Origin of the sequence: Micromonospora carbonacea, assembly GCF_014205165.1 — a bacterium.
In the GTDB taxonomy this organism is placed as follows: domain Bacteria; phylum Actinomycetota; class Actinomycetes; order Mycobacteriales; family Micromonosporaceae; genus Micromonospora; species Micromonospora carbonacea.
Map to the genome: position 1 here is coordinate 5,134,019 of NZ_JACHMZ010000001.1, position 22,245 is coordinate 5,156,263.

Below are 22,245 nucleotides of genomic sequence, written 5' to 3' on the forward strand. Positions count from 1 at the left end.
GGCGGCCGCCACGGTGGTGGTGTCGCCGGCTGTCGCGTCGTCGCCGGCTGCCGGCGCGGCTGTCGCGTCATCGCCGGGTTCCGGCCTGGCTGTCGCGTCGCCGCCGGGTTCCGGCACGGCTGTCACGTCGGCCTAGCCGGCGGGCTGGTCGTACCGGGCGACGCCGCCGAACGCGCCGAACCGCTCGGGGTAGGCATCCACGTCGGACGGCGAGTCGGGACGCCAGAGCGGCATGTGCACCACGCCCGGCTCCAGGATCGTCCAGTCGCCGAAGAAGCCGGTGATCTCGGCGCGGGAGCGCAGCGTGATCTCGGTGGCGGTACGCGCCGACAGCCGCTGGGCGTCCAGCATCTCCTGCGACTGGTCCTCGAAGGTGGAGTGCGACACGACGAGGAAGCTACCCGGGGCGGCAGCCGCCCGCAGGGTGGCGAGGACGTCGGCCGGACGGTCGGCGTCCGGGACGAAGTGGACCACCCCGGCGAGCAGGATGCCGACCGGGCGGTCGAGGTCGAGCAGGCCCATGGCCCGGCTCGCGGCGAGGATCGCCTCGGGCTGCCGCAGGTCGGCGTGGATCACCCCGGTCAGGTCGTTGCCGGCCAGCAGCTCCCGGCTGTGCGCCACGGCCACCGGATCGATGTCGACGTACACCACCCGGGCCTTCGGGTTCGCGGCCTGCGCCACCTCGTGGACGTTGCCGACGGTGGGAATTCCCGAGCCGATGTCGAGGAACTGGTCGATGCCGGCGTCGAGCAGCGCCCGGACCGCCCGGCGCAGGAACTCCCGGCCCGCCCGCATGGTGGCGGCCAGGTTCGGCGTCATGCCGGCGATCTGCTCGGCCAACTGCCGGTCGATCTCGAAGTTGTGCGCGCCGCCGAGGAAGTAGTCGTAGACCCGGGCCGCGCTCGGTCGACTCAGGTCGATCTCGGTGGGAAGTCCGTCCGCCATCCTGTGTCGCTCCCGCCAGTGGTCGCCGCGTCACGGGCCGTGCCGGTCGTCGGAACACGGCACGGGGACGCCGGGCACGCCGACCGGCAGACCCGCGGGTCTGTGGTGTTCCACACTCTAAGCCGCAGGTTCCACCATTCGCGAGGGTCTGTTTCCCGACCGGGCCGCGGCCGGGCGGCCGGTCAGCCGGCTGACTCCAGCATCAGCGCGATGCCCTGTCCCACCCCGACGCACATGGTCGCCACCGCCCGCCGGGCGTTGCGGCGGCGCAGCTCCAGGGCGGCGGTCAGGGCCAGCCGGGCCCCGCTGGCCCCCAGGGGGTGGCCCAGGGCGATCGCCCCGCCGTTGGGGTTGACGTGCTCGGCGTCCTCGGGCAGGCCCCACTCGCGCAGCACCGCCACCGACTGCGCGGCGAACGCCTCGTTCAGCTCGATCACGTCGACGGCGTCGAGGCCGACGCCGAGCCGGTCGAGCAGCTTGCGGGTCGCCGGCACCGGCCCGATCCCCATGATCCTTGGCGGCACGCCGGCCGCCGCCGCCCCGGTGACGCGGGCCAGCGGGGTGAGACCGTAGCGGGCCACCGCCGCCTCGCCGGCCACCAGCAACGCCACCGCGCCGTCGTTGACCCCGGAGGAGTTGCCGGCGGTCACCGTGCCGCCCTCGCGGAACGGGGTGGGCAGCGCGGCGAGCTTCGGAAGCGTCGTCTCCCGGGGATGCTCGTCGACGTCGACCAGCTTCGTCTCGCGCCGGCCCGCCGGCACCGTCACCGGCACGATCTCCTCGGCGAACCGGCCGTCGGCCTGCGCCTTCGCGGCCCGCTGCTGCGACCGGTACGCGAACGCGTCCTGCGCGGCGCGGTCCACGCCGAATTCGGCGGCCACGTTCTCCGCCGTCTCCGGCATCGAGTCGATGCCCCAGCCCCGCTCCATCAGCGGGTTGACCAGCCGCCAGCCGATCGTGGTGTCGTAGACCTCGGCGGCGCGGGAGAACGCGGTGGTGGCCTTCGGCATGACGAACGGCGCGCGGCTCATGCTCTCCACGCCGCCGGCCACGACCAGTTCCGCCTCGCCGGCCACGACCTGCCGGGCGGCGGAGGCCAGGGCGTCCAGGCCGGAGCCGCAGAGCCGGTTGACGGTGCTGCCGGGCACCTCGCCGGGCAGCCCGGCCAGCAGTGCCGCCATCCGGGCGACGTTGCGGTTGTCCTCGCCCGCCTGGTTGGCGCAGCCGAGGACCACGTCGTCGACGCGGGCCCAGTCCACCGACGGGTGGCGGGCCACCAGCTCCCGGATCACGTGCGCGGCGAGGTCGTCGGGGCGCACCCCGGCGAGCGCGCCGGCGTACCGGCCGATCGGGGTGCGGACACCGGCCACGAGGTATGCCACGGTCATCGACGTAGTCCTTCGGGGTGGGAAGGCCGACATTGCGGGCCCGCCGGGTCGCGGCGGGGCGGCCCCAGAATATCCGCGGGGGCAGCCGCCCGGCGCGGCCCGCCCGCCGGGGGGCAAGGAAGGGCCCCTTGTTAACGCATTCTGTTGTACAGGGGGCCCTTCCTAACGCAGGGCCCGCGGCGCGCGGCCCTCGCATCGACGGACGACTGTGTAAGGAGCCTCACGCGGAGTGATCCTTCCACCCGGCGGGTGGCGGGCGTATCGTCGGCTGGCGATGACCAACGTCTGGGACCTCACCGTCCGCCTGTACGTCGACCTCCGACGGCAGGCCAGCGGCGTCTGTCCGGCGCGGCCCGTCTCCTCCTGACGCCCGCCCGACCGCCGATCTCCCCGCTTGGACGTTCCCATGGCTTCCGCCCTGCGCAAGTTTCCCTTCTCCCTCCAGATCCTGCTGGGCCTCGTGCTCGGCGTGGCGCTGGGCTTCGTCGCCCGCGCCAACGACCTGAGCTGGCTGGCCGGCACCCTCGACACCGTCGGCGGCCTCTTCGTCCAGCTGCTGAAGCTGGCCGTGCCGCCCCTGGTCTTCACCGCCATCGTGGTCAGCGTGGTCAGCCTGCGCGGCGTCGCCAACGCCGCCCGGCTGGCGCTCAAGACGCTGCTCTGGTTCGGCGCGACCGCGCTGATCGCGGTGAGCATCGGCATCGGCCTCGGCCTGCTCACCGACCCCGGCCGGGGCGTCACCCTCGACGTGGGCGCCGCCGCCCCGCCGAAGGCCACCGGCTCCTGGACCGACTTCCTCACCGGCATCGTGCCGACCAACCCCGTCGGCGCGTTCGTCGAGGGCAACGTGCTCCAGATCGTCTTCCTCGCCCTCGTGGTGGGCGCGGCGGCGCTGCTGGTCGGCGAGGCCGCCGAGCCGTTCGTGGCGCTCAACCGGTCGCTGCTGAGCATCGTGCAGAAGGCGCTGTGGTGGGTGATCCGGCTCGCCCCGGTCGGCACCCTCGGCCTCATCGGCAACGCCGTCGCGTCGTACGGCTGGGACCTGCTGGCCCCGCTCGCGAAGTTCACCACCGCCGTGTACGTCGGCTGCGCGATCGTGTTGTTCGTGGTCTACCCGCTGCTGCTGGTCACCGCCGGCCGCCTCAACCCGCTGCGCTTCTTCGCCGGGGCGTGGCCGGCGATCGAGCTGGCGTTCGTCTCCCGCTCCTCGGTCGGCACCATGCCGGTGACCCAGCGCTCCGTCGAGCGCCTCGGCGTCCCCCGCGAGTACGCCTCGTTCGCGGTGCCGTTCGGCGCGACCACGAAGATGGACGGCTGCGCCGCGATCTACCCGGCCCTCGCGGCGATCTTCGTCGCGCAGGTCTTCGGGGTGGAGCTGGGCGTCGGCGACTACCTGCTCATCGCGTTCGTGTCCGTGGTCGGCTCGGCGGCCACCGCCGGCCTGACCGGCGCGATCGTGATGCTCACCCTGACCCTAAGCACGCTGGGCCTGCCGCTGGCCGGCGCCGGCCTGCTGCTGGCCATCGACCCGATCCTGGACATGATCCGCACCGCCACCAACGTGGCCGGCCAGGCCGTCGTGCCGACCATCGTGGCCGCCCGGGAGGGCACGCTCGACCGGGCCGCGTACGACTCGGCCGGCCGCCGCGACCTCACCGACCCCGAGCCGGCCGACACCGACCGCCGCGAACCTGGTACAGGCGACACCGGCCGCACCAGACCCGCGACGGGCGACGCCGGCCGGCCCGCCCGCGCCGGGGAGCCGGCTCCCGCCCCCGCCTGACAGCTCGGAGAGGATCACCGCATGAGCAGCCTGTTCACGCCCCTGGCGCTGCGCGCCGTCACCCTGCCCAACCGGGTCGCCCTGGCCCCGATGTGCCAGTACAGCGCGGGCCCCGACGGCCTGCCGACCGACTGGCACCGCGTACACCTGGGTTCCCGCGCGGTGGGCGGCGCGGGCCTGGTGCTCACCGAGGCGACCGCCGTGGTGCCCGAGGGCCGGATCAGCCCGCAGGACGTCGGGCTCTGGTCCGACCCGCACGTCGACGCGTGGCGGCCGGTCACCGCGTTCGTCGCGGCGCAGGGCGCGGTGCCGGCGGTGCAGCTCGCGCACGCCGGGTTCAAGGCGTCGACGTACGGGCCGTGGGCGCCCCGGCGCGGCGGGGTGCCCGACACCGACGGCGGTTGGACGCCGGTCGGCCCCGGCGCGGAGCCGTTCGTGCCGGACTACCGGGTGCCGACCGCGCTCGACGAGGCGGGGATCGCGGCGGTGGTGTCGGCGTTCGCCACCGCCGCCGGCCGCGCGGTGGACGCCGGCTTCGCCGCGGTGGAGATCCACGCCGCGCACGGGTACCTGCTGCACGAGTTCCTCTCGCCGCTGACCAACCACCGCGCCGACGGCTGGGGTGGGGACCGGGCGGGCCGGATGCGGCTGACCCTCCAGGTGGCCCGCGCGGTGCGCGCGGCGGTCGGCGAGCGCGTCCCGGTGCTGACCCGGATCTCTGCCACCGACTGGACCGAGGGCGGCTGGACCGTCGAGGACAGCGTGGTGCTCGCCGGGGAGCTGGCGGCGGCCGGCGTCGACCTGGTGGACGCCTCGTCCGGCGGCGCGGCCCCCCAGGCGACCATCCCCGTCGGCCCCGGCTACCAGGTGCCGCTCGCGGCCCGGATCCGCCGGGAGGCGGGCGTTCCGACGGGGGCGGTCGGCCTGATCGTCGAGCCGGAGCAGGCCGAGCAGATCGTGGCCGGCGGGGAGGCCGACCTGGTGCTGCTGGGGCGGGAGCTGCTGCGCGACCCGTACTGGCCCCGCCGGGCGGCGGCGAAGCTCGGCGCGACGCCCGACTGGCCCGCCCCGTACGAGCGCGCCTTCTGACCCACCCGCCGGCTGCCCCCGGGCCGGCCCGGGGGCAGCCGGCGGACTCGATGCTGGCCGCAGCGTGGGCGCGGCGGGTCAGCCGGCCAGGTGGCCCCAGTCCCGCTCCAGGTCCCGCCAGGGGCCGTGGGCCGCGACGGTGCCGTCGACGAGCACCACCACCTGGTCGGCGCGGACCAGCGCCGCCCGCTTCGACGTCGAGCCCACCACCGTCACCCCGTGCCCGCGCAGCGCCGCCCACAGCTCCAGCTCCGTGGTGACGTCCAGCGCCGAGGACACGTCGTCGGCGACCAGCAGTTCCGTACGCGGGGCCAGCGCCCGGGCCAGCGCCAGCCGCTGGAGCTGCCCGCCGGACAGCCGGGTGCCCTTGTGCCCGATGAGCAGCCCGAGCCCGCCCCCGTCGCCACCGGCCGCCGCCAGGTCGTGTTCGAGCTGGGCCGTCGTCACCGCCGCCGCCGCGTCCACGTCGTGCCCGAGCGCCACGTTGTCGGCGACGGTGCCGGAGAGCACCCGGGGCAGCTGGCCGACGTAGCCGACCTGTTGGGGGCGCAGGAACACCTCCGGCTCGGTGACCGGCTCGCCGTTCCAGTGCAGGGCGCCGGTGTGGTGCACGATCCCGGCGAGGGCGCGCAGCAGCGACGACTTGCCCGACCCGACCGGCCCGACGACGAGCACGAGCTGCCCGCGTTCGACGGTCAGGTCGACGTCGTGGACGGCGAGCGTCCCGTCGGTGTGCAGCGCGCCGAAGCCGACCAGCTCCAGCCGGCGCAGCGGACGCCGCGGCGGGGGCTCCGGCGCGGGCGCGGTCCCGGCGGTCAGGTCGACCCCGGGCACCGACGCCGAGTACGCCCCGATCCCGGCCATCGCGACCGTCCGGCGCGTCCACACCCGGGCGGACGGCAGCTGGGACACCAGCGACGCCGTCGTCCACGCGAACCAACGGGCCGCGCCGAGCGTGGAGACCGCGACCAGGGTCGCCCCGGCGGACAGCCCGCCGCCGAGGTAGAGCGCCCAGGCGCCGATCGGCAGCAGGCCGCTGGCCAGGGCGGGCGTCGACCGGGCCCAGACCTGCACGGAGATCTCCCGCCGCTGCCGCTCGCTGCGCGTGGTGTCGAGGTCGGCGAGGTGGCCCAGCACCGGCCGGGTCGCGCCGGCCAGCTTCACCGTGCGGGCCGCCGACAGCGACGACACCAGCGCGGTGGCGAACGCCGCCCGCGCCGCCACGGTGGCCCGCGCCGACCGTTCCAGGCGCGGCCCGAACAGCGTCGCCGCCAGCCCGGAGACGACCATCGTGCCGGCGAAGAACAGGGCCGGGACCCAGCTGCCGGAGACCAGCGTCATGGCCACCACGATGAGCACGGAGATGGCCTGGTCGAGCATGTTGTCGGCGAGGATCACCACCCGTTCGGTGTCGCCGCCCTGGGCCACCACCTCCGCCGGGGTGTGCCCGCCGACCCGGCGCGGGCCGGTCTGCCCGTGCACCAGCCGCAGGCTGATCCGCAGCATCTGCCGGGTCCACCAGTTGGGGAACATGGTGCTGGTGAAGTAGGGCACCGGGGTCGTCACCAGCAGCCCGGCGACGATCCCGACCGCCGGCCACCACGGGCCGCCCACCCCGTCGACCAGGTCGGCCCAGAGCCAGGGCAGCACCACGCCGTCGAGGCCGAGCAGGCCCCCGAACCCGAACAGCGCGATCGCCGCGAGACCGTACCGTGGGTTGTTGGTGGTGAGGCGGAGGATCTCCCGCATCGTGCGGGTGCGCGGGGCCGCCGGCAGCAGGGGCGGCTCGACCCTCACCCGCGCGGCCCCGACCGGCGCGGCGGCCCCGGCGGCGCCGGGCGCGTCCGACGGCGGCGGCGAATCGGTCAGTACGGCCGCGCCGCCGGCCCGCCCGCCGGCGCCACCACCGACCCCCGCCCCGGCGTACGCGGAGGCGTGGCTCACGGCCAGCAGCTCGGCGAACCGCTCCGAGGCGTGCAGCGGCCCCGCCTCGACGACCGCGCCGTCGGCCAGCACGACCACCTCGTCGCACCGGCGCACCGAGGAGAGCCGGTGGGCGATGACGATGCCGATCCGGCCGGCGAGCAGCCGGTCGGTGGCCCGCTGCACCAGCGTCTCCGTGACCGGGTCCAGCCGCGCGGTGGCCTCGTCGAGGATCACCACGTGCGGGTCGCGGACCAGGATCCGGGCGAACGCGACGAGCTGCTCCTGGCCGGCCGACAGCACGTGGCCGCCCTCCCCCAGCCGGGTGTCCAGGCCGTCGGGCAGCCCGGCGATCCAGGCGGTCAGCCCCAGCTCGTCGAGCGCCCGCGCGGCGTCGCCGAGCAGGTCGGGGTCGAACAGCGCGACGTTCTCGGCGACGGTGCCGGCCAGGATCTCGGTGCGCTGCGGCACCACGGCGATCCACCGGCGCAGCCGCTCGACGTCGAGGTCGAGCAGGTCGGTGTCGCCGAGCAGGACGGTGCCGCGCGGCAGGTCCACGGCCCGGGTGAGCACCTTGGCCAGGGTCGACTTGCCGGACCCGGTGCGGCCCACGAGGGCGTACGACCGGCCCCGGGCGAACGTCAGCGACACGTCGCGCAGCGCCGGCGGCCGGTCGTCGTCGGAGCCGCCGGTCGGGTAGCGGTAGGTGAGGTGGCGCACGACCAGGTCACCCTCGACGGGCTCCCGGCCGCCGGCCGGCTCCTGCGGGGCGTCCTGGAGCAGTTGCACCCGCCCCCAGGCGCCGAGCGCGTACTGCAACTCGGGCACCATCCGGCTGACGTTCTCGACGGTCGCGCCGAACGCGAGCACGAGCAGCCACACGGCGGTCAGCCGGGCCGCGTCGATCCGGCCGGCGGCCAGCGCCCACGCCCCGCCCAGGACCACCCCGACGATGCCGACCCGGATGACGCCGGCGCCGGTCGCGGTCACCCAGGCCGACATCCGCCACACCAGGTTGCCCCGGGCCAACACCGCCGCGGCGCGCTGGGCGTAGAGCCGCAGCACGTACGGCCGGGCGAGGCTGGTGCGCACGTCGTCCTGGCCGTGGACGGCCTCCTCCATCACGGCGGCGAGGTCGGTCCAGGCCTCCTCCTCGGCCATCCGGGCCGGGGCGATCCGCCGCGTCGGGCGGCGCAGGACGAGGGCGAGCAGCGTGGTCAGCGCGAGCATGCTCACCCCGGCCGGCCACCAGACGAACATGGCCACGACCGTGGAGAGCAGGCCGGTGGCGCTCAGCTGGGCGATGCGTACGCCGTGCCCGCGCACCTCGGAGGCCACCTGGTAGACGTCGCCGTCGATGCGGTCGAGCAGCTCGCCGACCGGGGTGCCCTCCAGGGTGGGCAGGTCCTGCCCGAGCGCCACCCGGCACAGCCGCCGCCGCACGTCGGCCGACCAGTCGGCGGTGACGCCGGCCATCACGAGCCCGATGGTGAGGTCGGTCACGACGGCCGCGCACAACGCCACGGCCAGGACCGCGAACAGGAGGCCCGAGCGGTGCACCAGCACCGGGCCGGCGAGCGCCGCGGCGGCGGCCTGGCCGGCGGCCCCGAGCACGATCAGGGTCGCCACCAGCGTCATCCGGCGGGCCGAGGTGGCCCACAGGTCACGGAAAAGGCGCATGTCGGTCCCTCCGGACACTCGGCTGGCGGTGTTCCCACCCTCCGTGATCCGACCGACGCCTTCAACGCATTTACCGCCCGCGCCACCCGCCCGGGTGTCGCCCCTCCCCCGCCTCCTGCCACTCCCTGCGCTCGCGCCGCTTTCGCGCCTCCGGCGCTCGGGGTGAGAGGGGAACCCTTCTCTACCGCAGGCGTTAAGAGGGGGCCCTTCCTTGCACCTCAGAAGAGGACGGTGGCGAGGGTGCCGACCGGGCGGAACCCGCAGCGTTCGTAGACGCGGCGGGCCGGCAGGTTGAAGTCGTTGACGTAGAGGCTGACGCTCGGGGCGACCCGCAGCAGCGCGTCGCGGGTGACCGCCGCCATCGCCGCCGTGGCGATGCCCCGGCCGCGCCACTCCGGGGCGACCCAGACCCCCTGGACCTGCGCGGTGTGCCGGGTCACCACCGCCAGCTCGGCCTTGAAGACGACCTGGCCGTCGACGAACCGCGCGTACGCCCGCCCGGCCCGGACCAGGTCGACGACCCGCCGCCGGTAGCCGCGCCCGCCGTCCTCGACCAGCGGCGAGACGCCGACCTCCTCGGTGTACATGGCCACGGCGGCGGGGAAGAGGCGGTCCACCTCGTTGCCGCGCACCAGCCGCACCTCGGGGTCGGTGGCGATCGACGGGAGCGCGTCGGCGGCCAGCAGCGGCTGGTTGGGCCGGACGTCCCGGGCCGGCCCCCAGTGCGCGCAGAGCCGGTCCCAGAGGCCGAGCACCGCGTCGGCCCGCCCGACGATCGACGAGCAGAGCCGTTCCTCGGCGGCGAGCAGCTCGGCGTAGGCGGCGACGGCCGACTCCGAGGCGAGCACGGGGGTGAGGTTGCCGCCGAGCCAGCAGATCGATTCGAGGTTGCGGCGCGCGCCGTAGCCCAGGATGCGGGCCTCGGCCCGCCACCAGGCCAGCCCGCGCGCGGTGACCCGCTCGGCGACCTGCGCGCCCGCGAACGGGTCGAGGTCGAGCAGCCGCTCGACCGCGCGCCGCTCCGATTCCCCGAGTTGCCGCACCGGCGCCGTCAGCACGCCTCCAGCCTGCCAGATCGGCCGCCCGCCCCGCCGGCCGAGTACGGAGTCCGCCGCAGGCTGGGCGGGGGTCACCGCCGGCCCGGCAGCCGGCGCGCAAAAACGAGTTGTTGCCGACCCGTTGCCGATATATCGTTGATGCATCAGCGACAGAACTTCGAGGGGAGAACACCGTGGGGTTCCACCGACGGACACACATGCACGAGGCGCGGATGCGGGGCTTCGGCTTCCCGCCGTTCCCACCCGGCCCGCCCGGCCCGCCGTTCCCGCCGGTCCCACCCGGCCACGGGGGCCCGCACGGCGGCGGGCGGGGCGGCCACCGGGGGCGCGGCCGGGGCCGGCGGCCCAACGTCCGCGCCGCCGTGCTGGCCCTGCTCACCGAGCGGCCGATGCACGGCTACGAGATGATCCAGGAGATCGACTCCCGCACCGGCGGGGCCTGGCGGCCCAGCCCCGGGTCGATCTACCCGACCCTCCAGCTCCTAGAGGACGAGGGCGTCGTCGCCGCCACGACCGAGGAGGCCGGCGGCGGGCGCAAGCGGTTCACCGTCACCGAGGCGGGCCGGGCCGAGGCCGACGAGGCGGCGCAGGCCCCGCCGTGGGGCGAGTTCGCCGAGGACACCGTCGCGAGCTGGCACGACATCCGCGACGCCGGCACGCAGGCGATGCACGCGCTGCGGCAGGTGATGATGACCGGCACCGACGACCAGCGGGAGCGGGCCGCGCAGGTGCTCGCCGAGACCCGCCGCAAGCTCTACGCCATCCTCGCCGAGGGGTAAGGAAGGGCCCCTTGTTAACGCATACGGTCGAGAAGGGTCCCCTTCTCACGCCCCGGGCGCCCCCGCGCACCGGGCGGAGGGCACACGACAGGGGGCCGCTCCCGGCGGAACGGCCCCCTGTCGGCGCGCGGTGCGGCGTGCTGCGGCGAGTCAGTGCACCGTGACGGTGGCCCCCGGGAGCAGGTCCCGCAGCTCCTCGGGCAGCTCCGCGCCCATCTCGTCGGCGATCCGCAGCGCCTCCTCGATCAGCGTCTCCACGATCTGCCCCTCGGGGACGGTCTTGACGACCTTGCCCTTGACGAAGATCTGCCCCTTGCCGTTGCCCGAGGCGACGCCCAGGTCGGCCTCGCGGGCCTCCCCCGGACCGTTGACGACGCAGCCCATGACGGCCACCCGCAGCGGCACCGGCAGCCCCTCCAGGCCGGCGGTGACCTCCTCGGCCAGCTTGTAGACGTCGACCTGGGCGCGCCCGCAGGACGGGCAGGAGACGATCTCCAGGCCCCGCTCGCGCAGCCCCAGCGACTCCAGGATCTGGTTGCCGACCTTGATCTCCTCCACCGGCGGGGCGGACAGCGACACCCGGATCGTGTCGCCGATCCCCTCGGCGAGCAGCGCGCCGAAGGCGACCGCCGACTTGATGGTGCCCTGGAACGCCGGCCCGGCCTCGGTGACGCCGAGGTGCAGCGGGTAGTCGCAGCGCTCGGCGAGCTGCCGGTAGGCCCGGATCATGACCACCGGGTCGTTGTGCTTCACGGAGATCTTGATGTCGCGGAAGCCGTGCTCCTCGAACAGCGAGCACTCCCACAGCGCCGACTCGACCAGCGCCTCGGCGGTGGCCTTGCCGTACTTCGCGAGCAGCCGCTTGTCGAGCGAGCCGGCGTTGACGCCGATCCGGATCGGCACCCCGGCGTCGCCGGCCGCCTTCGCGATCTCCTTGACCTTGTCGTCGAACTGCCGGATGTTGCCCGGGTTCACCCGCACGGCGGCGCAGCCGGCGTCGATCGCGGCGAAGACGTACTTGGGCTGGAAGTGGATGTCGGCGATCACCGGGATCTGCGACTTGCGGGCGATCGCCGGCAGCGCCTCCACGTCGTCCTGCGAGGGCACGGCGACCCGCACGATCTGGCAGCCGGACGCGGTCAGCTCGGCGATCTGCTGGAGGGTGGCGTTGACGTCGGAGGTGAGGGTGGTGGTCATCGACTGCACCGACACCGGCGCGCCCCCACCGACCGGCACCGGGCCGACCATGATCTGGCGGCTGGCCCGGCGCGGGGCGAGCGCGGGGGGCGGCGCGACGGGCATACCGAGACTGACTGCGGTCACTTCAGGCACTCACCTTGAGAAGAGCGTGATCGGGTTGACGACGTCCGCGGTGACGGTCAGCAGCGTGAACACGCCACCGATCAGGATCACCACGTACGTGATGGGCATGAGCTTGAGATAGTCGACGCGGCCCGGGTCCGGGCGGCCGAACCGGGCGAAGACCCAGGACCGGGCCCGCTCGAACCAGGCGATGGCGATGTGCCCGCCGTCGAGCGGCAGCAGCGGCAGCAGGTTGAACACGCCGATGAAGAAGTTCAGCGACACGAACAGCATGAAGAACACCAGCCAGGCGTTGTTCTCCACGGCCTCGCCGCCGAGCCGGCTCGCGCCGACCACGCTGATCGGGGTGTCCACGTCCCGCTCGCCGCCGCTGATCGCCGTCCAGAGGGCGGGCACCTTCTGCGGGATGCGCTTCATCGCCTCGTACGTGCCGACGGCCATGTCGCCGGTGAACCGGGCGGTCCCGCCGAGGGCGGCGACCGGGCCGTACTGGACCCGGGTGGGGGTGCTGAACTGGAGGCCGATGCCGAGCGCGGCGACCGGGCCGACCGCGCCCTTCGGGTCGTCCAGGGGCGGGCGCTGGGTCTGCGCGAGCACGGTGCTCGTGGTGCCGGGCTGGCCGTCGCGGACGTACCCGATCTGGGCGGTGTCGCCCGGCTTGGTGGCCCGCAGCGCGGTCAGCAGCTCGCCGTAGTTGCCGATCGGGGTGCCGTTGAGCGAGGTGATCCGGTCGCCGTCGCGCAGGTTGCCCGTCGCGGCCGGGCTGGCCGGGTCGCTCGCGGCGCACTCGCGCACGGTGTTCTCCGGCACCACGCACTTGGCCAGGGCGATCACCGCCGGCTCCTGGCGGGCCTCGGCGTCGGTGGTCGGGAAGTCCGGGTTGGGCAGGCCGGCGGAGACGGCGATGATCCAGGTCGCGACGAGGGCCAGCGCGAAGTGGGTGACCGACCCGGCGGACATCACGATCGTCCGCTTCCAGACCGGGTAGCGCCACATCGCGCGGTGCTCGTCGCCCGGCTCGACGTCGTCGTCCTGCGGCGTCATGCCGACGATCTTGCAGAAGCCGCCGAGCGGGATGCCCTTGAGGCCGTACTCGGTCTCGCCCCGCTTGAAGCTCCAGATGGTGGGGCCGAAGCCGACGAAGTAGCGGGTGACCTTCATCCCGAACGCCTTGGCGGTGAGCATGTGCCCCGCCTCGTGCAGGCTGACCGAGACGAGGATGGCCAGGGCGAACAGGACCACCCCGAGCAGGTACGCCATCAAGCTCCTTCCACCGATGCCGATGCCGATGACGACGACGCCGAGACCGACGACGCTGACGCCGCCGACGGTGACGCCACGATGATCTCCTGCGCGTGCGCGCGCGCCCACGACTCGGCGGCGAGCACGTCCTCGACGGTACCTGGTTCGGCGAAATCGGGAGCATCGTCCAGCACCCGCCGGAGGGTGTCGACGATGCCGAGGAACGGCAGCCGGCCGGCGACGAACGCCGCGACGCACTCCTCGTTGGCCGCGTTGTAGATCGCCGGGCGGCAGCGCCCCGCCTCCCCCGCCGCCTTGGCCAGCGCCACCGCCGGGAACGCCTCGTCGTCGAGCGGGGCGAACTCCCAGGTGTGCGCGGTGGTCCAGTCGACGGCGGCGGCGGCGTCCGGCACCCGGTCGGGCCAGCCGATGCCCAGCGCGATGGGCAGCCGCATGTCGGGCGGGCTGGCCTGGGCCAGCGTCGACCCGTCGGCGAACTCGACCATCGAGTGGATCACCGACTGCGGGTGCACCATGACGGTGATGTCGGCGTAGGGCACGTCGAACAGCTCGTGCGCCTCGATCACCTCCAGCGCCTTGTTGACCATCGTCGCGGAGTTGATCGTGACGACCGGCCCCATGTTCCAGGTCGGGTGCGCGAGCGCCTGCTCGGGCGTGACCTGCGTCAACTCGTCGCGCTGCCGCCCCCGGAACGGCCCGCCGCTGGCGGTGACCACCAGCCGGCGCACCTCGCCCCGGGCGCCGCCGCGCAGGCACTGGGCCAGCGCCGAGTGCTCCGAGTCGACGGGCACGATCTGCCCCGGCCGCGTCACCGCGGCCTTCACCAGCGGGCCGCCGGCCACGAGCGACTCCTTGTTCGCCAGCGCGAGGGTACGCCCGGCGCGCAGCGCGGCCAGGGTCGGCGCGAGTCCCAGCGAGCCGACCACCCCGTTGAGCACGACGTCGCAGGGCCACTGGGCCAGCTCGGTCATCGCGTCCGGCCCCGCCACGATCTTGGGCAGCTTGAAGTCGCCGCTGGACCAGCCGCGCCGGCTCGCCTCGGCGTAGAAGGCGAGCTGGAGGTCCTGCGCGGCAGACGCCTTCGCCACCCCGACCGCCTCGACGCGCAGTTCGAGGGCCTGCGCGGCGAGCAGCTCGACGTTGCCGCCCCCGGCGCCGAGCGCCACCACCCGGAACCGGTCGGGGTTGCGCCGGACGATGTCGACGGCCTGGGTGCCGATCGAGCCGGTCGAGCCGAGCAGCACAAGATCGCGGGGAGTTGTCACCCGCCCATTCTTCCCCAGCCGGGCTGTGCGCCCGCTGGGAGCCTCGCCGCCGGGCCCGGTCAGCGGCGTCAGGTCGCCTCGTCGTCGAGCAGGTCGGCCGGGTCGACGGAGAACTCGAACGGGCGGACCATCGTGAACGTGCTGCCCGCCGCGGCGGCGGCCAGCGGGCGGTACTCGCCGTCGACCAGCTCGTAAAGCGCCAGGGTCGGCACCCGGTTACGCAGGTCGACGCGGAGGAAGAAGGGCACGCCGGCGGCGGCGTACTCCCGGGGCCGGTCGATCACGTCCTTGCGCCGGTTGCCCGGTGAGACGATCTCCCCGAGCAGCACGGCGTCGCTGATCTTCATCGTCGTCCGGCCGCCGCCCGACGCACGCAACACGGCGATGTCGGGGATGAACAGGTCGTCGCCCGAGACGATGTTGACCTCGTGGTAGAGCCAGAGCCCCACCCGTCGGGCCGCCTGCTTGAGCAAATAGGCCAGGTCGAGCTCGACGTTCTGGTGGTCGAAGCCAGCATGTGGTGTCACGATCACGCTTCCGCTCAGAACCTCGACCTTGGGGCCGTTGGTCTCCGGCAAGAGATCGAGGGCGAGCCGCGCCGTCCACGGCTCGTCGTGCCACCGGAGCACGTCGAACGACGGCTCGGGCCGCTGCGACGCCGGCTCGGGCGCAAACGCTGCCTGGGCCATCCGGGCTCACCCCCTCAGCGGAACATCCTGCTGGCACCCACCCTAGTCGCGCAGCCCCGATCCGCCCTGCTCGCACACGGTGTCCGACCGCGCCGTCAGGCTCCGGCGCGCAGGACGAAGGCGTCCAGCTCCTCGCCGCCGTACCAGTCGGTGCGCCGACCCGCGTAGGCCATGCCGAGCCGCCGGGCCACCGCCGCCGACGCCGTGTTGCCCGGCGACACCACCGCCCACACCCGCGGGGTGCCCGTCGCCAGTTCCCGGGCCACCAGCGCGCGGGCCGCCTCGGTGGCGTACCCGTGGCCCCACGAGTCGGGGTGCAGGTGCCAGCCGACCTCGATGTCGGTGGTCGGCACGCGCTCGTCGCGGCCCGGCAGCGGCTTGAGCAGCACCGTGCCGACGACCCGCCCGTCGGCGCGCGTCTCGATCGCCCAGGTGCCGTACCGGTCGCCGTGGGCGGCGTGCCGCTCCCGCCACGCGGCGAGCCGGTCGACCGCGCCGGACGGGTCGGTCAGCGGCAGGCCCGGGGCCGCGCCCAGCCAGCGCACCACCTCGATGCGGGAGTAGATCTCGTAGATCCGGGCCAGGTCGCCCGGCTCGGCGGTCCAGTCGCGGACGACGAGGCGTTCCGTGGTGAGCACGGTCATGCCGCGGGATCGTAATGCGTGACGGGGGGCGGGGCGGGGAAGAAGGACGCGGTGGCAGACGGATGGCAGCGCGCGAAGCGGATCGTCAGCGCCGCGTTCCGGCCGGTACGCGGGCGGGACCTGTCGCTGCACGCCGCCGCCATCACGTTCTACGGTTCGATCGCCGTGGTGCCCGTGGCGCTGCTGGCCATCTGGACGACGGGGCTGGTCGCCGGGGCGGACCGGGTGCGGCGGCTCACCTCGTACGCCATCGAGACGCTGCCCACCGACATCGGCGCGCACCGGGCGGTGGCCGCGCTGCTGGAGGCCGGGCTCGGCCTGACCCCGGCGCTGGCCCTGGCCTCGCTGCTGCCGGCGTCGCTCTACGGCGAGGGGCTGCGCCGAGCGTTCGTGTCGGTGGCCGCCCCGCGCGAGCCGGGCGGGGCGCTGGTCGGCTGGCGGGGCCGGCTGCTGCTGCTCCCGCTGCTCGCGCCCGCCCCCGCGCTGCTGCTGTCGATCCTGCTGGCCCTGCCGGTGACGACCCACCTGGTGCGCCAGGGCGGCTGGCGGGGCGCGCTCGGCGTGGTGCTGTCGTTCCTCGGCGTCTGGCTGGTGCTCACCCCGGTGCTGATGTGGGTGTTCCGGGTGGTGGGGCCGGCGTCGCCGGACTTCCTGTCGACGCTGGCGCTCGGGTCGTTCACGGCGGCGAACCTGTCCGGCTTCCTGCACGGGTTCGTGCTGTTCGCCTCGCTGCCGCTCGACCTCGGGGTGCCGTTCGGCGGTTTCGACGCGATCGGCGGCGGGGTCGCGGTGCTGCTGTGGCTCTATCTCTTCCACGTGATCGTGCTGGCGGGGTATTCGGCGACGCTCGCCCTGTCGGACTGGCGGGCCCGCCGCGCCGCCACACGATGAGCACGCGCGAGGGCGCGGCGGCCTCCTGCCCGGGTGCCGCTAGGGGCGGTCGAGCAAGCCCGAACGGGTGGCCCCGACGAAGCCGGCCCAGGCCGCCGGGGCGAAGCTCAGCGCCGGGCCCTGCCGGTCCTTGCTGTCGCGCACGCCGACCGCCTCGGCGAATGCCGCCACCTCGACGCAGTTGCCCTCCCCGCCGGAGCGGGTGGAGGTGCGCCACACACCGTCACGCTGCACTGGACATCTCCTTCGCCATCGATGCGATCAGCTCGCGGGACTCGGCCCCGCTCAGCGCCCGCTCGGCGAGCGAACGCCAGGCTTCCTCGTACGTCTCGATCTCGTGCGGCCTGTCCAGGTAGACCGCGCCGCAGGGCCCGTCGGAGTAGATGGTGGTCGGCTCGGGCTCCCGCACCTGCTGCGGGAAGTCGAGCATGGTGAAGGTGCCCGCCTGCGACCAGCGGAACAGCCCGGCGTCCAGCGGCAGCACCCGAACGCTGACGTTGTGCTGCTCGCCCGCCACCGTCAGGGCGTCGAGCTGGCGGGCCATCGCCGCCCGGTCGCGCAGCGGCCGGCGCAGCACCGCCTCGCTGAGGATCACGTCGAGCTGCGGCGCCCGGGGAATCGCCCGGACGAGCAGCCGCTGCCGGCGCAGCCGCACGTCTGCCTTCGCCCGGCGCTCCGCCTCGCTCAACTGCGGGCAGTCGGTGGCGATCACCTCGGTCATGTACTCGACGGTCTGCAACAGGCCCGGCACCAGGTTGACCTCATGGTGGCGGATCCGCGTCGCGGCGGACTCCAGGCCGACGTACAGCTTGAACCAGTCCTTGATCGCCTCCCCGTAGCTGTGCCACCAGCCGTGCGCCTTGGTCTCCCGGGCCAGGGCGCGCGTGGTGTCGATGGTCTCGCGGGACGCGCCGTAGACCCGGCACATGGCCTCCACGTCGTTCGGGTGCATCGAGACCTGACCCGTCTCGTAGCGCCAGATCCGGGGTGCCGACCATTCAAGTTCCTTGGCCGCCGCCGCGACCGTCACGTACGCGCTCTCGCGAAGCTCCCTCAGATATCTGCCGAGCTGCCTACGCGGGACTGTGCTGCCCGAGTCGTCCACGTCATCCCCTTATCTGTCGTCGCGTAAGGCACCTCATCCCTTGATCCGCATTCTTCTCCGAAGCATTGCTCACCGCCAGCAACGAAACGAGCATCATCAGTGACCACCGCTTCGCGGCGTGGTCCCCCCGAGGGGGCAGGAGCCTCCCCCGACCTCATCCCGGCTCCTGCCCCCACCCCCATGAACCGACCCGACCCCGGAGTCGCACGTGGGCATCCCCGGAAGACGCCGCACCGACCGGCCCGTGCCGCTGGGCCCGACGCACCGCCGCGACTGGTCCCACTGGGGGCGGCACTGCGTGTGCGGCCTGCGCTGGCCCTGCCCCGACCGCATGCTGTGCCGGCCCGACCCGGACCGGCTGGCGGGCAGGCGGTGAACCGGCCACACCGCCCCGACCGCCCGGCTGGTGGCCCCGGCGACCGCGCCACACCGGGCCGCCGGGCCCCTGCGGCAGAGCGGGCGAAGACCATGAGCAGCGGGTACGGGGTGTCGCTGGCCGAACTGCGTCGACACGTGGCGGCCCGCCCAACGTGGCGGTGTCGGGTGTGTGCTGCGTCGTGGCCCTGCCAGCCGGCGAAGCTCTGCCTACGCGCCGAGTACGCGCGCGACCGGGTCGGGCTGGCGATCTACCTGTGTGTGCTGATGCACGACGCGATCGCCGACCGGCTGCGCACCCATCCGGAGAAGGTTGATCCGGCGGGCTACTTCGCCCGCTTCATCGGCTGGACCCGCCACTGACAGCCCACCTCACCGCACCTGCATCCCAAGTTCTATAGGCGCCACTACCGATACGAGATCCGCTTCCCGCGTCAAGGCGACAACTGTCGACTCCCAGCCAACCCAATGAACGCGAATCAGCTCAGGTAAACTTGGGTCGTCGAACCCTCATTGGCCGCCTCATATTCACGCAATAGTCGACAACCGAAACCAAACTTCAGCAGCTCGGCAGCCTGCTCCGCCTTCATGTCCTTCTCCGCACTGCCAACATAGGAGCCACCCCTCCAGCAGCACACACCTCATGTAGACGCGGCTGCATTCCCAGGACCCACTTGAGCGCGAGGATGCCATCCTCAAGGAGGCTCAGATCAAATACTGACAGCAGCCAGCCACGCAGCCACCAACTTCGACCCACCGAGCAAAAGAGCATACCCACAGCCCGCAGTCGCGTGGAGTTTGTTATACGAGTCTCAGCATGCTAAGCAGTGCGCGAATATTCGGCGCAATTTCGACCCACCCGTTGTCACTCCTAAGGTAGATCACCGATGGGTCCGAATCTGAGGCGCGGTAGTCCAAAGCAAATGGCTGATCCGGCCCCATGTCGCCGATCAGCAGCGACCTTGCGGGATCAATATCTCCTGGTGGACTTTCCAAACTCTTCGATCCTACATACCACTCGCGCGTTTCGGGATCCATATCCGAGTGCCATGATTGATTCTCGCGCACCATACCGTTGACTTTATAGAAGGTCGGATGCTGCGGAGCCTCGCCAAAAATCGAGGCCAGTAAGGCCTGGCCACTTGGAGCCACCCACCGATCTTCTCGGATCACTTTCAGTAGGAGCCCGGGAACCCGAAGACCACCCACGACCACTTGATCTTCATCCGTCATCGGGACCACACCTTCCTTCCTGTTGCCGCCGAGATTGCGTCCATAATCGGCTGCCTGATGTCGACAGGCGCTAGCGGGTTGCCATGGTTTCGACCGTTTACGCTTCGCGACATCCAGCTTAGAGAGAAGCCGTCTTCCTCGAAGAACATTGTGAAGCCGACAGTCTCCCGCGAACCGCCAAAATGCTCAAAATTGAGCCGCCCGTGCCCACCAAGCCGTCGAACCGAATTCACCGGCGGATTAGGCATGTCCGGATCAACGCTCAGATGAGCCCTGAAGTTGCCCGTGCTTGGCTCATAGATTCCGCTAAAGGCCGCACCATCCCCGTGGGCACCTAGCGCACCACTATTGTCGTATCCATCCGCGTTTGAAATTACGTTATTGCAGTTGTGGACGAGTACCGGCACATCACCGGCGAGTACATGGTACGTGTGGGTGTTGGCGATGGTGAGGTTGTGGACGGTGGCCGAGGTGGTGACGTGTCGTTGGACCGCGGTGATCTGGACGTGGGTGCCGGCGCTGGTCTGGAGCCACTGTCCGGGCTGGAGGTCGGTGGCGTCGATCCACTGGTGGAGTTCGGGCACCCAGAAGGGGTGTCCGTCGGTGGCGGTGATCTTGGTGGTGTCGTTGTCGCCGTCCCCATCGCTCCGGCCGTCGCTGGTGGTGATGGTGACGAGGTGCTTGGCACCGGTGCCGGTGATCGTGGCGGTGACCGTCTCGACCTCGGTCTCGCCGGTGTCGGCGTTGGTGGCGAGGACCTTGTCGCCGGGTTCGATGTCCTCGATGGGCTTGGTGGTGCCATCGGCCATCAGGACCATAGCGCCGGGGGTGAAGCTGTTGTCGGTGTTGCAGCCGCCGCCGTTGGCCTTGCCGGAGCCGCCGCCTCCGCTGGAGCCACCGTTGGAGCGGTTGGAGCCACCGGAGCTGCCGCCGGGTTTGGAACCCGTTGACTTTCCGCCGCCGCCGTTTCTGGTGGTGGCTGCCGTGGAGCCCTTGGGGTTGGCGCGGGCCTGGGCCTGCTTCTGGACGGGGTTGCCGGTCTTCTTGGCCTGTTCGGTGGCGCGGTTGCTGACCGTGTTGACCTTGTCCTGGGCCTTCTTCTTGGCCGCTTGCGCCGCCTGCTTGGCGCGTTCGATGGCGAGCTTCTTGGCGTTGAGGGCGGCGGTCTCGGCGGCCCTCGCGGCACGCAGGACGTTCTCGGCCGTGCGTTTGGCGTTCTGAAGAGCCTGGATGGCGTTGAAGGTGCGTCGTACGGCGTTGGCGATCCTCGCCGCGCTCTTGATCGCCTTCCAGGCCGGGATTCCGTTGCTGATGAGGTCGATGCAGGACCAGACGCTGCCGCCGAAGCAGCCGAGGGCGGCGTTGATGCCGAGGAAGTCCTTCAGGACGTCCCAGGCGACGGACAGGATGATCGAGGTGACGGACTTGCCCATGATGGCCTGGGCGTCCGCCACCTGGGCGGCGGACAGGCCCGCGCCGGCGAGGGCGGCGGCGGTTTCCGACGGGGTCAGGGAGATGGACAGGCCCGAGGGGTCGGTGTGGGTGGCCGGGTTGTTGTGGGCGTAGGTGTAGCCGTTGGACTGCAACGGGTCGGCGGTGTCCAGCACCGGGTCGGCGGAGAGGAACCGGCCCACGCTGGGGTCGTAGAGGCGGGCACCCAACGGGACGTACCCGGAAGGGTCGTCGCGTCGGGCGCCGAGGAACCCGGTCGGGGTCTGCATGTTGGCCGCCAGGGCGGCGGTGCCGCGCCGGTTGCCGAACGGGTCCTGCTTGCGGATTCGGGTGGTCATCGTGGCGTCGAGGGTGACCTCGGCGTACGGGGTGCCCTGGTGGTCACCGACGACGGCGGCGAGGGCGGACGGGTTGGTGCCGTGGGCGTAGCGCAACACCGACCCGCCCGGGGCCGCATAGGAACGCTGGCTGCTCACCAGCGCACCGCCCTGCTACGTGGTCACCTGCGACTCGCCCAGGTGCAGGGTGGCCTGCCGGCCCTGCACGGTCAGCCGCCGTGAGCCGCCCGGCCCGTAGATGTGCCGGGTCTCGTTCTGCGCCTGCCACTGCTGCGCCGCCGCCCCGCCCGCGCACGTAGCCAGGACGATCGGGGTGCCGTCGGCGGTGGCCGCGTCGCGCACCGCGAGGCACAGCCCCGACGAGGTGTGCCGGAGCTGCCCGGTCGACAGGCGCTCCACCCGCTGGTCGGTGCCACCATCACAGGCGCGGATCTGCGCCGCCGAGCCGGCCGTCGTGCCGGTCGGCTGGACGCACCAGGTGTCGTAGTCGACGGCACCCCCGACCTGCTCTGGCGCAACCTGGACAACGGCAACATGTACGTCCGCCACGGCCTGCCCGGAACGGCAGCGGGCAGCGTCGACCTGCACTCGCTCAAGCAGGCCGCCAACTCGCGTGACGGCGATGTCTCCTATGGCACCGGCTGGACGGAGGCCGCGATGAGCGCGGTGATCGCGATCCCGGACGTCAGCGGCGACCAGGTGCCCGACCTCTGGGTGCGGTCTGGCGCCGACGGTCAGATCCGGGTCTACCACCCCTCCGCCACGAGTGCCGGTTCCCCGGTGAAGGTCGTGCTGGGCGCGGACTGGAGCACCATGAAGTCCTTCGGCTGATCCACCTCACGACAACCAGCAGGCTTCGCAAGCAGAACCCGCCAATGCGGTGAAAAGCCGCTAGGGAGCTGAGTCACCTACGACATCACGCCGCCCGGCCCTCCCCACCGGCCCCGGCGCGTCCCTGCACCCCGGGTGCCCATCGGGGTGCAGGGGTCAGTGGGTGATGTCGTAAGTGACTCAGCTCCCTA

General features: G+C 72.9%; 18 protein-coding genes and 2 pseudogenes. 7 read left to right on the forward strand and 13 right to left on the reverse strand.

Going from position 1 to position 22,245, the window contains the following annotated elements:
- Positions 1 to 132 precede the first annotated feature (132 nt).
- Both HDA31_RS21365 and pcaF read right to left on the reverse strand, forming a co-directional pair.
- Positions 133 to 945, reverse strand: a complete 813-nt coding sequence (locus HDA31_RS21365; RefSeq protein WP_178063837.1) for an SAM-dependent methyltransferase — start codon at positions 943 to 945, stop codon at positions 133 to 135.
- 182 nt (positions 946 to 1,127) lie between these two features.
- Positions 1,128 to 2,333 carry a 3-oxoadipyl-CoA thiolase gene (gene pcaF, locus HDA31_RS21370; protein ID WP_178063836.1) on the reverse strand — a complete coding sequence of 402 codons (1,206 nt, stop codon included), beginning with the start codon at positions 2,331 to 2,333 and terminating at the stop codon, positions 1,128 to 1,130.
- Positions 2,334 to 2,751: 418 nt separating this feature from the next.
- Between pcaF and HDA31_RS21375 the strand changes: the two genes are divergently transcribed.
- Both HDA31_RS21375 and HDA31_RS21380 read left to right on the forward strand, forming a co-directional pair.
- Complete coding sequence (locus HDA31_RS21375; protein WP_246384657.1) at positions 2,752 to 4,116, forward strand: dicarboxylate/amino acid:cation symporter; 1,365 nt, start codon at positions 2,752 to 2,754, stop codon at positions 4,114 to 4,116.
- A gap of 21 nt (positions 4,117 to 4,137) precedes the next feature.
- The gene (locus HDA31_RS21380) at positions 4,138 to 5,205 is read left to right on the forward strand and encodes an NADH:flavin oxidoreductase/NADH oxidase (protein ID WP_178063835.1); all 1,068 of its coding nucleotides are present in this window, start codon (positions 4,138 to 4,140) and stop codon (positions 5,203 to 5,205) included.
- Between the two features lie 78 nt (positions 5,206 to 5,283).
- Here the strand turns inward: HDA31_RS21380 and HDA31_RS21385 are convergent, their stop codons facing one another.
- Together HDA31_RS21385 and HDA31_RS21390 are read right to left on the reverse strand one after the other, a co-directional pair.
- On the reverse strand, positions 5,284 to 8,808 hold the full coding sequence (locus tag HDA31_RS21385) for an ABC transporter ATP-binding protein/permease (RefSeq protein ID WP_178063834.1): 3,525 nt from the start codon (positions 8,806 to 8,808) through the stop codon (positions 5,284 to 5,286).
- A gap of 218 nt (positions 8,809 to 9,026) precedes the next feature.
- On the reverse strand, positions 9,027 to 9,866 hold the full coding sequence (locus HDA31_RS21390; RefSeq protein WP_178063833.1) for a GNAT family N-acetyltransferase: 840 nt from the start codon (positions 9,864 to 9,866) through the stop codon (positions 9,027 to 9,029).
- A gap of 173 nt (positions 9,867 to 10,039) precedes the next feature.
- Between HDA31_RS21390 and HDA31_RS21395 the strand changes: the two genes are divergently transcribed.
- Positions 10,040 to 10,645: a PadR family transcriptional regulator gene (locus HDA31_RS21395; protein WP_043962385.1), complete on the forward strand. Its 606-nt coding sequence runs from the start codon at positions 10,040 to 10,042 to the stop codon at positions 10,643 to 10,645.
- 150 nt (positions 10,646 to 10,795) lie between these two features.
- Here the strand turns inward: HDA31_RS21395 and ispG are convergent, their stop codons facing one another.
- The 5 genes from ispG to HDA31_RS21420 all read right to left on the reverse strand — a co-directional run bounded on the left by ispG (position 10,796) and on the right by HDA31_RS21420 (position 15,829).
- Positions 10,796 to 11,968, reverse strand: coding sequence for a flavodoxin-dependent (E)-4-hydroxy-3-methylbut-2-enyl-diphosphate synthase (gene ispG / locus HDA31_RS21400; protein WP_074473855.1), 1,173 nt, complete (start codon positions 11,966 to 11,968; stop codon positions 10,796 to 10,798).
- Between the two features lie 9 nt (positions 11,969 to 11,977).
- Positions 11,978 to 13,228, reverse strand: coding sequence for a M50 family metallopeptidase (locus HDA31_RS21405; protein WP_178063832.1), 1,251 nt, complete (start codon positions 13,226 to 13,228; stop codon positions 11,978 to 11,980).
- Positions 13,228 to 14,496, reverse strand: coding sequence for a 1-deoxy-D-xylulose-5-phosphate reductoisomerase (gene dxr / locus HDA31_RS21410; protein WP_178063831.1), 1,269 nt, complete (start codon positions 14,494 to 14,496; stop codon positions 13,228 to 13,230). The genes HDA31_RS21405 and dxr overlap by 1 nt, the downstream gene beginning before the upstream one ends.
- A 68-nt stretch (positions 14,497 to 14,564) precedes the next feature.
- Positions 14,565 to 15,185, reverse strand: coding sequence for a Uma2 family endonuclease (locus tag HDA31_RS21415; RefSeq protein ID WP_178063830.1), 621 nt, complete (start codon positions 15,183 to 15,185; stop codon positions 14,565 to 14,567).
- Positions 15,186 to 15,280: 95 nt separating this feature from the next.
- A complete protein-coding gene (locus HDA31_RS21420) occupies positions 15,281 to 15,829 on the reverse strand; it encodes a GNAT family N-acetyltransferase (RefSeq protein ID WP_178063829.1) in 549 nt (182 codons plus the stop codon).
- Between the two features lie 51 nt (positions 15,830 to 15,880).
- On the opposite strand from HDA31_RS21420, the gene HDA31_RS21425 reads away from it, so the two are divergent.
- Positions 15,881 to 16,720 carry a YhjD/YihY/BrkB family envelope integrity protein gene (locus HDA31_RS21425; RefSeq protein ID WP_178063828.1) on the forward strand — a complete coding sequence of 280 codons (840 nt, stop codon included), beginning with the start codon at positions 15,881 to 15,883 and terminating at the stop codon, positions 16,718 to 16,720.
- Positions 16,721 to 16,759: 39 nt separating this feature from the next.
- On the opposite strand, the gene HDA31_RS21430 is transcribed toward HDA31_RS21425, so the two are convergent.
- Positions 16,760 to 16,939: a DUF397 domain-containing protein gene (locus HDA31_RS21430; protein ID WP_178067159.1), complete on the reverse strand. Its 180-nt coding sequence runs from the start codon at positions 16,937 to 16,939 to the stop codon at positions 16,760 to 16,762.
- Positions 16,940 to 16,943: 4 nt separating this feature from the next.
- Positions 16,944 to 17,825, reverse strand: a complete 882-nt coding sequence (locus tag HDA31_RS21435; RefSeq protein ID WP_178063827.1) for a helix-turn-helix domain-containing protein — start codon at positions 17,823 to 17,825, stop codon at positions 16,944 to 16,946.
- A gap of 208 nt (positions 17,826 to 18,033) precedes the next feature.
- On the opposite strand from HDA31_RS21435, the gene HDA31_RS21440 reads away from it, so the two are divergent.
- Both HDA31_RS21440 and HDA31_RS21445 read left to right on the forward strand, forming a co-directional pair.
- Positions 18,034 to 18,201: a hypothetical protein gene (locus tag HDA31_RS21440; protein WP_178063826.1), complete on the forward strand. Its 168-nt coding sequence runs from the start codon at positions 18,034 to 18,036 to the stop codon at positions 18,199 to 18,201.
- A 92-nt stretch (positions 18,202 to 18,293) separates the two neighbouring features.
- Positions 18,294 to 18,563 (forward strand): hypothetical protein, encoded by a 270-nt coding sequence (locus tag HDA31_RS21445; protein WP_178063825.1) that lies wholly within the window; start codon positions 18,294 to 18,296, stop codon positions 18,561 to 18,563.
- A 438-nt stretch (positions 18,564 to 19,001) separates the two neighbouring features.
- On the opposite strand, the gene HDA31_RS21450 is transcribed toward HDA31_RS21445, so the two are convergent.
- Positions 19,002 to 19,433: an SMI1/KNR4 family protein gene (locus HDA31_RS21450; RefSeq protein ID WP_178063824.1), complete on the reverse strand. Its 432-nt coding sequence runs from the start codon at positions 19,431 to 19,433 to the stop codon at positions 19,002 to 19,004.
- 356 nt (positions 19,434 to 19,789) lie between these two features.
- Positions 19,790 to 21,709: pseudogene (locus tag HDA31_RS21455) on the reverse strand (polymorphic toxin-type HINT domain-containing protein); the annotation flags it as partial.
- On the opposite strand from HDA31_RS21455, the pseudogene HDA31_RS32415 reads away from it, so the two are divergent.
- A pseudogene (locus HDA31_RS32415) lies at positions 21,710 to 22,054 on the forward strand (hypothetical protein); the annotation flags it as partial.
- Positions 22,055 to 22,245 lie beyond the last annotated feature (191 nt).